General features: G+C 45.0%; 13 protein-coding genes and 2 pseudogenes. 9 read left to right on the plus strand and 6 right to left on the minus strand.

The features are described from left to right. The first annotated feature begins 504 nt into the window (after positions 1–504). From RJP21_RS17420 to xerS, 5 genes and pseudogenes are all read left to right on the plus strand, one after another. Positions 505–1,050, plus strand: a complete 546-nt coding sequence (locus RJP21_RS17420; RefSeq protein WP_310860613.1) for a TetR/AcrR family transcriptional regulator — start codon at positions 505–507, stop codon at positions 1,048–1,050. Between the two features lie 674 nt (positions 1,051–1,724). After that, positions 1,725–2,636: an alpha/beta hydrolase gene (locus RJP21_RS17425; protein WP_310860402.1), complete on the plus strand. Its 912-nt coding sequence runs from the start codon at positions 1,725–1,727 to the stop codon at positions 2,634–2,636. Positions 2,637–2,663: 27 nt separating this feature from the next. Continuing rightward, positions 2,664–3,267, plus strand: a pseudogene (locus tag RJP21_RS17430) (SDR family oxidoreductase); the annotation flags it as partial. Next, positions 3,263–3,398: pseudogene (locus RJP21_RS17435) on the plus strand (NADH:flavin oxidoreductase); the annotation flags it as partial. The pseudogenes RJP21_RS17430 and RJP21_RS17435, both read left to right, overlap by 5 nt. Positions 3,399–3,912: 514 nt before the next feature. Next, on the plus strand, positions 3,913–4,983 hold the full coding sequence (gene xerS, locus RJP21_RS17440; RefSeq protein ID WP_310860403.1) for a tyrosine recombinase XerS: 1,071 nt from the start codon (positions 3,913–3,915) through the stop codon (positions 4,981–4,983). A gap of 104 nt (positions 4,984–5,087) precedes the next feature. Here the strand turns inward: xerS and RJP21_RS17445 are convergent, their stop codons facing one another. The 6 genes from RJP21_RS17445 to RJP21_RS17470 all read right to left on the minus strand — a co-directional run bounded on the left by RJP21_RS17445 (position 5,088) and on the right by RJP21_RS17470 (position 10,139). After that, positions 5,088–5,591 carry an epoxide hydrolase family protein gene (locus RJP21_RS17445; RefSeq protein ID WP_310860404.1) on the minus strand — a complete coding sequence of 168 codons (504 nt, stop codon included), beginning with the start codon at positions 5,589–5,591 and terminating at the stop codon, positions 5,088–5,090. A gap of 37 nt (positions 5,592–5,628) precedes the next feature. Continuing rightward, positions 5,629–6,573 (minus strand): helix-turn-helix transcriptional regulator, encoded by a 945-nt coding sequence (locus tag RJP21_RS17450; protein ID WP_310860405.1) that lies wholly within the window; start codon positions 6,571–6,573, stop codon positions 5,629–5,631. A gap of 107 nt (positions 6,574–6,680) precedes the next feature. Further along, positions 6,681–7,244 (minus strand): HAD-IIIA family hydrolase, encoded by a 564-nt coding sequence (locus tag RJP21_RS17455; RefSeq protein WP_310860406.1) that lies wholly within the window; start codon positions 7,242–7,244, stop codon positions 6,681–6,683. Positions 7,245–7,420: 176 nt separating this feature from the next. Continuing rightward, entirely contained in the window at positions 7,421–7,948 is a 528-nt protein-coding gene (locus tag RJP21_RS17460) for a GNAT family N-acetyltransferase (RefSeq protein WP_310860407.1), read from the minus strand. Positions 7,949–8,350: 402 nt separating this feature from the next. Further along, positions 8,351–8,743, minus strand: a complete 393-nt coding sequence (locus RJP21_RS17465) for a nucleotidyltransferase family protein (protein ID WP_310860408.1) — start codon at positions 8,741–8,743, stop codon at positions 8,351–8,353. A 499-nt stretch (positions 8,744–9,242) separates the two neighbouring features. Continuing rightward, positions 9,243–10,139, minus strand: a complete 897-nt coding sequence (locus RJP21_RS17470; RefSeq protein WP_310860409.1) for a LysR family transcriptional regulator — start codon at positions 10,137–10,139, stop codon at positions 9,243–9,245. Between the two features lie 113 nt (positions 10,140–10,252). Between RJP21_RS17470 and RJP21_RS17475 the strand changes: the two genes are divergently transcribed. From RJP21_RS17475 to RJP21_RS17490, 4 genes are all read left to right on the plus strand, one after another. Further along, positions 10,253–11,638: an MFS transporter gene (locus RJP21_RS17475; protein WP_310860410.1), complete on the plus strand. Its 1,386-nt coding sequence runs from the start codon at positions 10,253–10,255 to the stop codon at positions 11,636–11,638. A gap of 538 nt (positions 11,639–12,176) precedes the next feature. Further along, positions 12,177–12,992 carry a DUF6597 domain-containing transcriptional factor gene (locus RJP21_RS17480; RefSeq protein ID WP_310860411.1) on the plus strand — a complete coding sequence of 272 codons (816 nt, stop codon included), beginning with the start codon at positions 12,177–12,179 and terminating at the stop codon, positions 12,990–12,992. 97 nt (positions 12,993–13,089) lie between these two features. Beyond that, a complete protein-coding gene (locus tag RJP21_RS17485) occupies positions 13,090–14,223 on the plus strand; it encodes an epoxide hydrolase family protein (protein ID WP_310860614.1) in 1,134 nt (377 codons plus the stop codon). 100 nt (positions 14,224–14,323) lie between these two features. Continuing rightward, positions 14,324–14,959 carry a DJ-1/PfpI family protein gene (locus tag RJP21_RS17490; protein WP_310860412.1) on the plus strand — a complete coding sequence of 212 codons (636 nt, stop codon included), beginning with the start codon at positions 14,324–14,326 and terminating at the stop codon, positions 14,957–14,959. The last annotated feature ends 301 nt before the right edge of the window (positions 14,960–15,260 follow it).

The raw sequence follows: 15,260 nt of genomic DNA on the forward strand, positions 1-15,260 counted from the left end.
ATACATGCTTAATAGCCGCGTGGCAGCGGCGTTGATTCCCTTTGTGGAGAGGGAGGCACGTTCCGCTTGCATTGGTCATCGTCTCAGCTGCATTCGTCGCCATTTCGGCTGCATACCACGTGGAATGATTCGGATGTATGTTCATATTTTCATGAATGCAGAAAATAGCAACCGTTAGTGGAGCGATTGTAGTTTTTTTACTTGATAATCATGTAGTACCTCATCTTAATAATCAGTGGCAGTCTGGGATGCGATTTTCTTGCCCATGGCTTGCTGCTGTTTTTTATTGTTTTGGCTATATTAAAACGAATTTAACGAACACTTTCTTCTAAAGAAATTGCGCAGATTTCAAAAGGAATAACAAAATAAATGCATATTGATGCGATACAACACATCCGTGTATAATTGAGTTCTACATGTAAAGAAGTTACTCGATTAATGCAAAAGTGCATCATTCAATTAATCATGCGATTAATTCCAAAAGAAAGTGTGGTATTCTCAACAATGGCTAAAGTGGATCGAAGAATACTCAGATCACAGGAATCGATCAAAGGAGCTTTTATTGCGTTGCTGTCGGAAAAAAGCTTTGACGATATTACGATACAGGATATTGCCGACAGGGCAAACGTAGGCCGAAGAACCATTTATCTTCATTATCTGGACAAGTATGATCTGTTGGACCGACTGATTGAAGAATATCTTAATGAATTAAGGAGGCTCTGCCAATCGTCTTCGGATTTGAGCTTTATAGATGCGATGCGGATATGGTTTCAATTCTTCGAAAAAAATTATTCCTTCTTTGCGACCATTTTAGCGAGCAAAGGCGCTGCTTCTTTCCGCAGCGGATTTCTCAAACTCGTCAGTGAAGAATTCGAGGAAGAGTTGGATGTATCTGAAGGAGTAAACAAGGGATTCAGCAAAGAAATCATTCGCAAATTTATGGTATCGGCAACGGTCGGCATTATAGAATCCTACTTCACCAAAGAAATAACAGATCCGATCGATGTTGTGGCAGAACAAGTCGGGCTCTTGTTGGAGCGAAATTTATAAAGAGGAGAAGCGGGGTCCGAACCATCTGGTCGTGAGTTATATCGAGACGACCAGATGGTTCGAGGGCTTCGCTGGCCATGAACGGCCAAATCGTAGCGGTGGGCGGCATTATTTTTATGGCTTGGCAGCGGCCGTTGGATGTAAAGGATTGATCGTATTTTACCAAGCAAAAGTTGTCTCATAAGTCAAGGTAAGTCGGATCGTTGAAGTCAGCAGGGAGATTCATACCCCTCCTAATGTTAATGGATGACCCCGACTTTTCTACTGATGGCTTATAGGACAGCTTTTTTTGTTTACATAGAAAATTTCATACTTCATTCAACAAAATTACACGATTCCGCTTTTTTTGTGCATTAACACACAAAGCATCCTCATTTGGTCATTGAAAACACACTGTTCCCGTTTATAATAATACACATGAAGTATTTATTGCTCACATGAGCATTAACTACTGTCTTTTAATTCACGAAGGGGGGCGCCAAGAAAAGCAAGCCGGGTATCATAACATAGCGGCGGTAATAATACTTGCATATGTTGGCCGATCCTTGTTCGATCGAAAGCAGTTGTTGAAGCAGGACCGGCCGAATGATCGGATCCGGAATTGCATGAGCATTAAACTGCTCAAATTATAGAGTTTCCAGACTAAAAAACATGTAATTGGAGGAATATAGACGATGAAAAGCGATGTTAAATTCAAAAATAATACAATACTATTGGCAGGCAACCTGTATGTTCCCTCTGAATTCGATGAAGCCAAGAAGTATCCGGCTATTGTCGTCTCGCATCCGGGCGGAGGCGTCAAGGAACAGGCTGCCGGGCTTTATGCGGACAAACTTGCTGAATTGGGCTTCGTTACTTTGGCATTCGATGCATCCAACCAAGGAGAAAGCGAAGGAACGCCTCGTTATTTCGAAGATCCTTATGCCCGTACGGAAGATGTTCGTGCTGCGGTTGACTATCTTACTACGCTGTCCTATGTAGACACGGATAACATCGGAGCATTAGGCATTTGTGCCGGCGGAGGATACACTGTCGCGGCTTCGCAGACAGAGCGCCGCATTAAGGCAGTCGCAACCGTGAGCATGGTCGATATCGGTTCGCTGTTCGGCGAAGGTCTAGGACGCGTCGTGTCGGTTGAAGAGCAAATCAAGCTTCTGGAGCAAGTGTCGCAGCAACGGACGGCTGAAGCAGGCGGGGCTGACACGCTCTATGTCACTTATGTGCCGCAAGAGCTGGAAGAAGGCATGACGGGTACGATGGCCGAAGGACATGATTACTATGTTACCCCTCGCGGCTGCCACAAAAATGCGCCAAACCGTCTAGTGTTCACCAGTTTCGGACCAATTTTAACGTACTCGGCCTTCAGCCACATCGATAAGTTTTTAACGCAGCCGTTCCTGGCGATTGCAGGCAGCGAAGCCGATACGTTCTATTTCAGCCAAGAAGCCGTTGATAAGGCGGCCAGCCAAAATAAAGAACTGTTTACGATTGAGGGCGCCACGCACGTTGGCCTGTACGACTTGCCGGAATATGTGAATCCAGCCGTCGACAAGCTCGCTGCATTCTTTTCGCAAAATCTGAAATAATCCAATTCAAGAACAGGGGGGTTTAAGATGACCAATGTACTGATTTCTGGGAGCCGGCGGGCAAATTGCGCGTCAGGCCATCGATCTGTTCCTTAGCGGCACCGACGCGCGGCTGACGCTTTATTTGCGAAATTCCAGCCGGCTTCAATCCTATGCTTCCGATCGCGTGCGTATCGTCGATGGCGACGTTCTCGATCGACCAACGTTGGAAGCAGCCATGGCCGGACAAGATGCGGTCTATGCGAATTTGTCCGGCAACGACATGGAAGAACAGGCGAGAACGATCGTGGCTGCGATGGGCGCGACCGGCGTGAAGCGTCTGATCTTCATCAGCTCGCTGGGCATTTATGATGAGGTGCCGGGAGAATTCGGCAAGTGGAATAACCGCACCATTGGCGAATATTTGGGCCCGTATCGTAAATCGGTCGATGTGATTGAGACATCGAAGCTCGACTACACCGTTCTCAGACCTGCGTGGTTGACCGATACCGACGAGATTGAATACGAGATTACCGAAAAAGACGAGAAATTCAAAGGTACGGAAGTATCGCGCAAGAGTGTCGCGGCCTTGGTCGTCAAATTAATCGAGTCGCCCGGTTTACATGTTCATGGAAATCTGGGCGTATCAAGAGGGCGGCTTGCGAATGAAAGATACTTTCGAAAATAAATCGGCTTATTGAAGAGGATGTCGATTATGTACATGCTTCGTTGGCCAATGCCCTTTCTTCCAAGCCGGTCGACAGCCAAGATGAAAAAACATACCAGATATGCCTCCTATACCGGTGCATCAAGTGGAATTGGACGAGCGACGGTAACACTTCTTGCGGAAAAAGGTGAAAACCCAGCAGTCTTCTCATCTGAAGGTAGCTGGGTTTTTAAAATTGGTTGTTCGAGATGAATGTGAGCACTATCATTGAATAGGTACTTTTATCTAATTTGATGTCATTAAGCATAAACATAAATAAGGGCGATCCATTCATTCTTAGAACACACTCATTAAAGGTTGATGGGATTATGACCGAAGGAGATTGGGTATTTGCCTGCTACAGAGGGCAGAAGGTAACCGGCTTTTTGTTGCTGATGCGGGAGTCCAAAGTTTTAGTTCAAGCCACAATTCTACATGATTTGGGAATTATCGAAGTTTCAACGGATCGGGTTTATTCGAATAGACGTCAGGCTTCCTGGAAATTTTAGACGGTAAAAAATTACGTAAAATAATAATTTTACGAATAAATAGATAATGGTTATACTGATAGTAAGGGGGGTTTAGCAGGAAATGGATAAAAACGCAAGGCTGCATTACATGAAACGCGTTGATCAGAAATGCAGCGAACTTCCATGGTACGTTACCGAATTTATAGATAGCCGCAAACGGAAGCTATCGCACATGACGCTGTTGAATTACTGCCATGATTACCTCATTTTTTTTGATTGGCTTGTCGAGGAAAAATTGGCATCAAATCACCGCAAAGACATTGATTTATCCGTGTTGGAATCGCTGAAGGTGCGCGAAGTGGAAAATTTCCTTGCTTTTTTGGAATATCGATTGGGAAACAACAAATATACGATTAACCGAAAAATATCTGCATTAAAATCGCTTTTTGATTATCTTCAGAACAAGGCTGAAACAGCGGATCTGAAGCCGTATATTCAGCGGAACGTCATGGCCAAAATCGATTTTAACTCGATTAAAGAGAGCCAGGAGACGATCGCCAACCGAATTGAAGGAAAAATTCTCCGGGAAAACGATTTTGAGAAGTTCCGCCAGTTTGTATCGTATGACTTCGGTGAGCTGATCAAAACAAACAAAAGGATGCTGCGTTTCCATGAATTTAATCGTGAACGCGATACGGCTATCGTGTCGTTGATTCTTGGATCCGGACTGCGTTTATCCGAAGTAGCTGGAATCAACCTCGAGGATGTGGATATGAACAAGGGCCAAGTGCGCGTGCTGCGTAAAGGCAATAAAGAGCAATACGTATATTTTAGCCAGCAAGCCTTGATGGATCTGGAGAGTTACTTGAAGATCCGCGAAGCTCGATATATACCGAAAAAATCGGAAAATTACTTATTTATAGCAGCTCCGATCGGTCGTAAAGGCCAAAGCCGGCGACTGACGCCGAGATCGATCGAAAAGCTGATCGAAAAGTACGCTGCAGCGTTCGGAAAACCGGCGTTGACCGTGCATTCGTTAAGGCATTCATTTGCGACGCGTTATCATCTGGAGAACAACGACGTACCGAAGCTGAAAAATCAGCTCGGGCATTCGTCGATCCAAACGACGATGATTTATACGCATTTAACGGATGAAGAGATGAGAAAAGCCGTCAATAATATGGATAGATAAAAAATGGATTTTTACGTGGAAATGGCCTTCGGTCGGCAGTTTCGTTAATACATTTTCACAAAACTCGTATTTTGTACATATGTATGAAAATCGATGTAATCCCTTCATAGTTGAACCCCGTAGCCCAAACGACTCATCAGTTCCACCCACGCCTTTGCTACACGACTGGTGTTCCAACCAGGTATCGTCGTTGGACCGGACAACCCGAAGCCTGGAATCGAAGGGATGACTACGTGAAAAGCGTCCTCCGATCGACCGCCATGCGCCTTTGGATCGGTTAGCGGACCGATGATATTGATAAATTCGATAATGGACCCCGGCCACCCATGGGTAAGGATCAGCGGCATAGCGCCTTGTTCAGGAGATCGCACGTGGAGGAAGTGTATTTGTTGTCCGTCAATCGTAGTTGTATATTGCGGAAATCGGTTCAACGCTTCTTCATACTTTCGCCAGTCGTATCCAGTCCGCCAATATTCGGCAAGTTCGGCAAGATAACGGACAGGTACACCATAATTCCAGTCAACTCCGTCTAATTCGTCAGGCCAACGGGTGCGTGCCAAGCGCTCACGTAAGTCGTCTATCGATTGCTCAGGAATAACATTGATCATGAACCTATGGTAATCCATCCTTGTTGACAACGGGCTGTCAACAACCCCGATATATTTCGCTAATTTCTAATGCGGCTTTTTTTACAGCAGAAGCGATCCTCGTGGGTTCTACCACGCACACCCCTGTTCGGAAACTGAGCAGAAAGCCAATCAACCAGTCGTTGTCCGGGTAGTGTACGCGTACGATTAACGACCCATCGGTCTGCCGTTCGATTTCGGACTCGTCGAAATGATCTTCGGCTTGAACTCTAGCAGCCCCATTGAATTTGAGAACCAAATCGATCATGTTATCTTGGCGCTTTGGGCCCCATTGCTCGTTTAATTCAGATAAAGAAACCGCCCGTCGCTCAAACTTATCATGGAGCGCTGATAATCCGCGGATCCTCGAAAGTCTGAAGTTGCGAAAATCGTTTCGTTGTAAGCAGAAGCCGTACAAATACCAGGTATACCCCTTCAAAACAAGACCCATCGGTTCAATCCGCCGCTCGGTTTCATTTCCCTGCATGTTTGTATAGGTGAAGACAACCACCTTGGTTTCTTCAATGGCTTTGCTCAATTCTTCGTATTTTAACTTTTCGGCGTGACTCTTTCGCCAAGGGTTCAGGTCGATCATGACGGGTTCCGTCTTACTGAAACCCTTCCTCTCTGCTTTCGACACTAATGCGCCGACTTTTTCCAATAATACGTCAAGTTTCCCGCCATTATATGCTTTTGCTGATTGAAGTCCATGCAAGGCAGTCGTGAGCGTGGATAGCTCATCCATGGATAATATCTGCCTGTCCAGGCGAAAGCTCTCCATGATTTCGAAGCCACCTTCTCCGCCTGTATAAGAAACGATCGGGATCCCCGCCATATTCAATCGTTCCAGATCGCGGTAAATTGTGCGCAAAGATACTTCCAATCGGTCGGCCAAATCCTGCGCTTGCACCCGTTTTCGATTCAATAACAAGATCGTAATGGCCATAAGTCTTTCAAGGTTCACAACCGCTTCTCCTCTCTGACTCTCTTCTTTCGATTATGAAATGTGGATTTTCAATTAATTAATGATTATTATATACAAGCCATCATTATTAATGGATATCAACTTGGTTATTGCACTGATGCCGTTTTTTGTATAGCTATTTTTAAGAGCCAGTTGACCGCCTCTAGTACATTTGTGGCTACATAATCCGGAGCAGCTTCAAGCCATTCTCCAAAAAATTGATTGTTGCGATATTGGGCCAATTCCTTCTCGCCAGAACCTGTTTTTACTAACACCTTGATACACCCTGCTCTTTGGGCAGCAATCATATCGGTCCACCTATCTCCAATAACAGCACAATACTTCAACTCCAGATCGTTATCTATTGCTGCTTGAATAAGCAAAGCCGATGAGGGTTTGCGGCAGGTACAGCCCTCCTCATGTTGGTGTGGGCATATGTATACATGATCAAAGCCAAAGGAAGTGAGTTCATCCTGAAAGTCGCCAATCGTTGCATCTCCACGAGAAATACCAGGTTGATTTGTAAAAGCGTAGATTGGTACCTCAGCACTCCAAAGGATATCAAACGATTGTTTTGAGAAAGGAAATAATTTAAAAGCACCAGGGTAAATAACCTCTTCAGAACTACCAATAGACCCATCCCTGTCAATAATTATATTCGAAGTTGACATGTAACCGCCACCAAATTGGTTTATAGAAGTTATATGATACTTTTCATTAAAACTACCCAATCAAGTAATTTAAAAGTAGCCGGTTATTCTGGCGGCTGTCATCTGTCATCTGTCATCATTGAACTATCGTTTCCCGTTAGCTTAACCGTGTGTATTGCTTATCGGTTTATTCAGGACTATTTCAAATAATAACGATAATACTTAAAATCATGTCGCTCATTCATCATATGAATCAGCAAATTTTGCTCATTAACAAGCTGGAACCCGCAGTATTCAAGAACCTTTTGAGAAGGGATGTTGTCGATCGCAACTGTTCCAATGATATATGGAATGTCGTACTTTCCCTCTATCCATCCAAGGGTGCCTTTTGCAGCCTCCTTAGCATATCCTTTCCCTCTTGCATATGGGAGGATCCCATAACCAAATTCGGGTTCATTCAGGTCATCATGTTCTTGTACAGCAACCTGACCAAGAATTTCACCTGTTTCCTTTTCAAAAAGACCTAAGCATATTGTTCCAGTTATAATATCCATCTTCTCATAATTAGAAAGGTGCCAATCAAAAAACTCTTTTGCTTTTGGCTTCTGCCTTTGCCAACCTCCATACAAATCCAAAAGCCTTTTAAATTGCTCAAAATCCTGTTTGCCAAAAGATCTGACGACCAGCCTTTCTGTCTCGATATAAACAATGTTTAAATCACTCATTAATAAAAACCTCTCTCAAAGTGTCTGTTTATTTAAAAGTATCCGCACTTATACACGTTGCTGTTAATCCGCCCGTCAGCGTAGCCGTTTTACGACTTCCAAGACTCCTTCATCCATCCACCAACAGGCTCAAGAACGTATGAACAAATGTTTTGTAACTCTTCTGTCGAACCAAGCGAGCTAATACATTTACTAAGATGACTGGCCATGATGAGGTCATGTGCTTTTAATTCTTCAATTTGATATTTAGTTTTGACTGCCCACCTGTTTTGGAAGATAAAATGTGCCTCTACACACTTTTGAAGAATATCTAACGCGAGCCATAGGCGGACTTGTTCTTTTTCGGCGTCACAGAAATCTTCCCACAAATCAGTAATTCGAACTCGTATTTTTCTTATTTCATCAATCGATTTTTTTAGGTCCTCTGTTATAATGGGAAATCGCAAGGGAATTTAGGGATCGCCATTTTTCGGTGTCTCCAATTAAACATACACCTGTAGCAAGCATTACAGTAATAGTGCCGATGTTATTGCCATTACGTTCAAATTCTGACACCACATGTTCATACCAAGACCAAGGGCCAATCATTAATTGAAATTCATGGCCTTGAAAATTAATACTCTCTCGTTGAAATCCTGAAAATTGCCCTATGTAGCACAGATCAATGTCACTATGTTTTGTAGCTTTACCCGTTGCAAAAGAGCCGCTAAGGACGACAGTTTCCACATTTCCCCGTTGTACTAAATCCTCTTCGAGAAAGTCGTTAATCACGTCTTTTATATCCTCTGCATTCAAAAATATCACCCTCTTCCTTTAACATGTTCCATTTACTTATTGCGTTATCCTGCCCGTTATGCATAATGAGATTGCATGGAAACAATGTTAGATACTTATCTTATCGGTAATCGGCTCATGTTCTTGTCCATTACGGCAATCGGTACAAGTTCTTGTCCTGGGCTCGGGACGAGAACTTGTACCGATAAAACAAAAAAGCCGCTAAAATAGCGACTTTCAATGGGACTATGTTCTTGTCCTTCGACAGATACGTATAAACCTTTTCTGTAAAACCGATTAACGTATCCATGTTTGTTCCATCGCCGGCACTGTACGCATGAGATTTCAGGTTATCCGGTTTGCCCAGCATCTGTTCCATCTGATCTTCATTCGCTGTATCCGAAATCGCAATGGTGTGCTCATTATAGACAAAAGCAAGCTCCTTTCAGCACCACATTGCCTTCCTTCTCCATCGAACCTTCCTTAATAGCTTCAGCACTCTGTCCTTCCGAATCTTATACTAGTCCTTCGATTGGTTACCACTGGATAAAGACCTGAAATATTCTACAACTACCTTGCGGAATTCCATAGCAGCACGTGATATGTACCGATCTTTGTGCCAAAATAAAGCAATCTCGATTCCCAATTCGTGTTCCTCTATTTGGAGATAGTGGATATGTTCCCGTGAATTCATTGCTGAAAATGGTGTGAAGGCAATGCCAATCCCGGCTTCCACAAGATCTCTTAGCCTAGCAGTCTCATTTCCCTCATATACATATTTAGGTACAAATCCAGCCGATTTGCAAGCGGAGTCTACTAAATCGCGACCACGGTAGCCCCTCTTTGCTCCGACAAACCATTCATCCTTAAGGTCTTTCAAAGATACACTGCTTCGGTTTGCCAGCCGATGCCCCTTTGGAACAGATACAATGATGGGGTCGATGAACACGATTTGGCATTCAATGTCTTCCCCTTGGATTGGCGGGGAGGACAAGCAGAAATCGACCTCTCCTCGATGAAGAAGTGTAATCATTTCCTGCGTGGTCAGCATTTGGACATGAAATTGGATATGGGGCCACTTTTTCCGAAACTCACGAAGGATATTTGGCAACGTACTTGCGGTGGTCACCGCCAATTCGATTGTGCCATGTTCCGGGCTGGACAAATCACTAATCTCCTGCTTCCCTTGTTCTAATTCAAACAAAGCTCTTTCCGCTCTGCGAAGGAATCTGCTTCCGAACACGTTGAGTCGCAGCTTCCTCCCTGTTCGATCGAATAGAGGGACCCCTAGATCCTCCTCCAGGCGTTGAATCGTTTTGCTTAGTGATGATTGAGTAACGTGCAGGCTTCGTGCAGCTTCGGTCATATGTTCCAATCGAGCTACCGCGAGAAAATATTGCAGTTGAAGAAGTTCCATTTCGCACCCTCCATTCATTCCCTCAAGTCAATGAAATCATAGCATAAAATGCGTTGGAGTAAATGTCCGATTTCGATTACGATCAATTCAAAACACTTTGGGGGGGACTCAAAATGAATGCTCGCAATTGGTGGTTGATGGTTTCCGTTGGACTGGGGATCTTATTGAACCCATTAAATTCTTCGATGATTTCCATTGCGATACCCAGGCTGCAAAATGTGTTCCAACTTGACATAACCGTTGTATTCTGGATTATTTTTTGTTTTTATATTGCAAGTGCTATCTCTAGTCCTGTCATGGGAAAGGCCAGCGATTTATTCGGTCGCAGGAAGATATTTCTTACTGGGCTTGTGGTAGCCTTCGTTGCCTCCGCAATCGCTCCGCTGTCCCCTAACTTTGGGTGGCTCATCTTGTTCCGCATTGTGCAATCCGTCGGAACGAGCATGATAATTTCAGCGGGAATGGCCATTATTCGAATGAATATTACAGAGAAACAAGCTACGGCGGTGTCTGTTTTGACCATCTTTCAATCCGGAGCTGCAGCCATTGGGCCCTTTGTTGGCGGGGTTTTGATTCACCTGTGGGATTGGCCCGCTATCTTTTTTGTCAATATCCCGTTTGCAGTGGCGAGTTTTCTATTTTCTTGGTTGACGATTCCGAAGGACGAAAAGCCAGCATCCGCTACACATAGCATGTCCTTTCGAGCATGGTTGGATTTGATTGATGCCTCTGGGACCCTGCTCTTCACAGTGGGCCTGGTTCTCCTACTTGTTGGATTGCTGTCGGTAAAGTCATCCGGGCATGTCTCAATCATTCAAGTCATTGTCGGGCTGATCAGCTTCGTTGCACTGGGGGCTTTTGTACGTCATGAGTTAAAAACGGTGTCGCCCTTCATTCCTTTGCGCACATTAGCCGAATATCCTGAAATCACTTGGGTTAATGTTCAATCCATAATCGTTAACTTAATTTTATTCACTCTTTTTTATGGGGTTCCGTCTTACTTGCAAATGGTACGTCATGTCAGCGAGTTTCATACAGGGATTCTCATGTTAAGCTTGGGTTTATGCTCGTTCGTTGCATCTCCACTAGCAGGACGATGGATCGATAAATCAGGACCCAGGCCGGCATTGAACGTGGCCGCAGTCCTGATGACATTGGGTTCGGTGTGGATCGTGACTTTGAATCAAACTTCACCGGTTATTAGCGTGTGTTTGTCGTTAGCGGCATTTGGTATTAGCAACGGGTTGAACAGTGTCGGTCTGCAAGCGGCGTTGTTCAAAAGCTCTCCAAAAGAAATCATAGGTGTAGCCTCCGGATTGTTCACTACATCAAGAATCCTGGGAGCCATTCTCTCTTTGTTGTTGATAGGCGTCATAGTGGGGGCTAAATTCAGCTTTGGTGGATTTCGAGTGCTTGGGATTATTCTTACAGTAATTTCATTGTCTTTGGTATTTATGAGTCGGCGACGTCGGGAGCTCAGGGCAATCCGGAGAGAATAGTTATCAAACAAAGACATGAATTTACCCAAATTCAACATACTAAACGTTGCTCAACACGAACACGACTTTGCGAACGGAAAAACGGGTATTATCATTCGACAGGTTCAATGCCATAAGCCGGTATTCCACAAATGCCGGAACCTATCGATATGGATGGTTGCCACGATTAACGGGGAAGAATTGCCTTGGATTGATATGCCCGAGGATATGCTGATTAAAAGAATGCTACCGACCTCGATCATGCCAATCAAGAATGCCAACTGGAAATTACTTTTGGCCATACCGGTATAAGCGGCTTGATTGGATTTGCCGATCCGGAGAGTCAGTTCTCTTTTGCCCTACTCCAAAACTCCTTTTCCATTAATCGTGGGATAAAGGATACGGACGTTTGATAGCGAATAAAGTGTGTGAATGGCTGAATCAGTTGGGCTGATGCCCCCCCTTCCTTAACGCAGCCAATCATCGTCTGCTCGCGACGGGTCACGATTCAAATCGAAAGCTCGGGGTAACGAACAATGAGAGAAAGGACTGAACAGCAATGCCGTTTCTGACCTATTCCCCTCGACCTCCTTTGTCTTCCTTCATCTCCTACTTCTGGTCCTACACCGGAAAGAATCCGCCACGGTCGAGAAGGCTCACCTTACCGGACGGCTCGATTGATCTCGTTATTGATCTGTATGATCGTAAAACTCGTATACACAATCGATATGACACCGAAGCGATACTTGCATCTTCCGTGATTAGCGGGCCTCATACTGATTATTATATAACGGATTCTTCAAGCGAGCGGTCCATGATTGGCGTACATATCAAGCCCGGCTGCGCTGGTCCCCTTCTAAAGTTGCCTTCTATTGCGTTAAAAGATATGCATATCTCGTTGGATGATTTATGGGGGTTAGCGGCTATAGATCTGCGCGATGAGCTGCTCTATTCCAACACGGTAGAAGATCGATTTCATATCCTTGAAAAATACTTTCTGTTACGAAGCGATTGGTCGAGGCCATCGCATTCTGCCGTTCAGTTTGCGATGGCCTCGTTTCAGCAGCCACAACACCCCGAATCTATTACGTACATGGTTGAACAGCTCAACATGAGCGCCAAACGATTCATTCAAATTTTCAAGGATGAAGTGGGACTAACACCCAAAAGGTTTAGTCGTTTAATGCGTTTTCAAAAGGCGGTACGTCTAATCAGACAGAGCAACGATATCGATTGGGCCGATCTTGCCATGTCTTGCGATTATTATGATCAGTCCCATTTCATTAAAGAATTTCAGTCCTTTTCCGGCCTCACTCCGACCGAGTATCGCGCTATAGAAAGCCTGCACCCCAATCACATCCCTCTCACGAATTAGATCTCGGGAAAAAATATACAATACAGTGTCTTGTTGGTTCCCTTACAATGCAGAAAGCAGCTATTACATTCTGTATTGAAGGGGGAGATCAGCAATCATTACTCCATACAAAATCAATGTTCCACAATCGGATCTTGAAGACTTGAAAATGCGGCTGGATCATACGCGGTGGCCCGACGAAGCGGCTGGAGAAAACTGGAATATGGGTGCAGATCTCGGTTATATGAAAGAATTAATCGATTATTGGCGAACGCAGTATGACTGGCGTATTCATGAAGCCAGATTAAATGCCTTACCGCAATACAAGACTGTTATAGAGGGTACGACCCTTCATTTCGTGCATGTTAAAAGCGAAAATCCACACGCGGTGCCGCTATTGCTCGTTCATGGTTGGCCTGACAGCTTCTACCGATTTCACAAGATGATCCCTCTGCTATCTAACTCCTTCGATCTTATCGTGCCTTCGATTCCCGGTTTTGGATTTTCGGATCGAAAAACCACAACACCGAGGCGAGTTGCCCGCCTGTTTGCCAAGCTGATGACAGAAACACTTGGATACGAGGGCTTCGCGGCTTGCGGCGGGGATATCGGCACTGGAGTCGTGACAATGCTATCCACACATCACTCCGACGTTGTGAAAGCGATCTTGTTGACGGACGCTGGTTATCCAACTGGAAGAGAGGATATTACTGAGATGTCCTCTGCCGATCGACAGTTTATGTTAGACACGCAGGCCTGGGTTCAGTCAGAAGGCGCCTATCTGAGGCTGCAAGCTACCAAACCGCAAACGCTGGCCTATTCGCTTAACGATTCGCCGGTTGGCTTGGCATCTTGGTTCGTCAGCATGATCCGTTCGGGGGCTGGGGACGAGACCGTAGATGATGCATTCGGCGGAAAGGACGAACTTCTCACGAATATCATGATCTATTGGTTGACCGAGACGGCCGGATCTGCCGCACGTATGTATCGGCTAATTGCAATGGCCAATCAAGCGAATGAAGATAGCGCTCCGCCTATCACAGCGACACGTAGAGTACCGGCAAGTATCGCGCTCTTCCCGCGCGAAATCCAGTTCCCCGCAAGTTGGGCTGAACGTTCGATACATGTGCGAAGCTATAACAAAATGCCCCGTGGCGGTCATTTTGCAGCGCTGGAGGAACCCGAGCTCCTGGCCAATGAACTGATCCGATTTATCCCTATGCATTATTCTGATTCTGGAGGAAGTCCTTAATGGAATCCATGAGGGAACGAAGCAGTCCCTATCGGCGTATGCATAATCTGTGCTCATAGCTAGAGACTAGTGGAATTCATAAACAACCAAGGAGGAACTTATGAAATACGCTTATGTTTATGTACTGGATACGATGGCGGACTGGGAGCTTGGATTTGTAACTGCGGAGCTCAACTCCGGTCAATATTTCAATAATCGCGGGAGTCGTCTTCCCGTACGAACTGTCGGAGCTTCCAACCGTCCTATCACGACGAAGGGCGGGTTGACAATTGTGCCGGATCTGACAGTAGATGAAATAACGCATGAAACATCGGCGATATTACTTTTGCCGGGTGCTGACAATTGGAAAGATCCCATAAACGGGCCAATCATCGAAAAAGCAAAACAACTGCTGAACGTCGGTGGCAATGTTGCAGCCATATGCGGGGCAACGCTTGCTCTTGCGGATGCCGGGTTGCTGGATGACCGTCAGCATACGAGCAACAGTCTGGAATATTTGAACTTATTTAGCCCCGCGTACAAAGGCGCTGCTCGATATAAAGACGATAACATCGTGACAGATGGCAATCTGATCACAACCGGTTCAGCTGGCGCACTACTGTTGGCGCGCGAGGTTATTGCGCTGCTGGACCTGTTTGCGGAAGAAACGTTAGAAGCTTGGTATAACTACTTCACTTCTGGCGAACCGAAATATTTTTATGCGATGATGGAGACGCTGCAAGATAGAAATTCATAACTTGCGGGGGTGACTAAGACGTTGGTATTTGGTCACCCTGTTTTTATTCTCCTAAATAAGAACTACCCTCGGATACGACTTCCCGCTCCCAGCAGTTGTAAAGTCAATATTTCGCTCTACTTGCGATACGGTTCACCGTAATGGATCTAAACACAAAGTACAGTTTGACCATAAGATATACATCAGTATATAAAGACTAAACCACTCCTGGCACAAATAGGAGTGGTTTTTTTAAATAGAACTCTTACTCTTTTATAGCACACTCACAGGTTTGTTTAGTGCTTAAGTAAGGCATTTTCAC

Origin of the sequence: Paenibacillus sp. VCA1, assembly GCF_031583795.1 — a bacterium.
Taxonomy (GTDB): domain Bacteria; phylum Bacillota; class Bacilli; order Paenibacillales; family Paenibacillaceae; genus Paenibacillus_AQ; species Paenibacillus_AQ albilobatus.

What these genes read in the sequence shown, in the direction of transcription:
- RJP21_RS17480 (WP_310860411.1), top strand. Translation starts at nt 12,177, where the DNA reads ATGCCGTTTCTGACCTATTCCCCTCGACCTCCTTTGTCTTCCTTCATC.
- RJP21_RS17420 (WP_310860613.1), top strand. Translation starts at nt 505, where the DNA reads ATGGCTAAAGTGGATCGAAGAATACTCAGATCACAGGAATCGATCAAA.
- RJP21_RS17455 (WP_310860406.1), bottom strand. Translation starts at nt 7,244, where the DNA reads ATGTCAACTTCGAATATAATTATTGACAGGGATGGGTCTATTGGTAGT.
- RJP21_RS17475 (WP_310860410.1), top strand. Translation starts at nt 10,253, where the DNA reads ATGAATGCTCGCAATTGGTGGTTGATGGTTTCCGTTGGACTGGGGATC.
- RJP21_RS17490 (WP_310860412.1), top strand. Translation starts at nt 14,324, where the DNA reads ATGAAATACGCTTATGTTTATGTACTGGATACGATGGCGGACTGGGAG.
- xerS (WP_310860403.1), top strand. Translation starts at nt 3,913, where the DNA reads ATGGATAAAAACGCAAGGCTGCATTACATGAAACGCGTTGATCAGAAA.
- RJP21_RS17460 (WP_310860407.1), bottom strand. Translation starts at nt 7,948, where the DNA reads ATGAGTGATTTAAACATTGTTTATATCGAGACAGAAAGGCTGGTCGTC.
- RJP21_RS17425 (WP_310860402.1), top strand. Translation starts at nt 1,725, where the DNA reads ATGAAAAGCGATGTTAAATTCAAAAATAATACAATACTATTGGCAGGC.
- RJP21_RS17470 (WP_310860409.1), bottom strand. Translation starts at nt 10,139, where the DNA reads ATGGAACTTCTTCAACTGCAATATTTTCTCGCGGTAGCTCGATTGGAA.
- RJP21_RS17445 (WP_310860404.1), bottom strand. Translation starts at nt 5,591, where the DNA reads ATGATCAATGTTATTCCTGAGCAATCGATAGACGACTTACGTGAGCGC.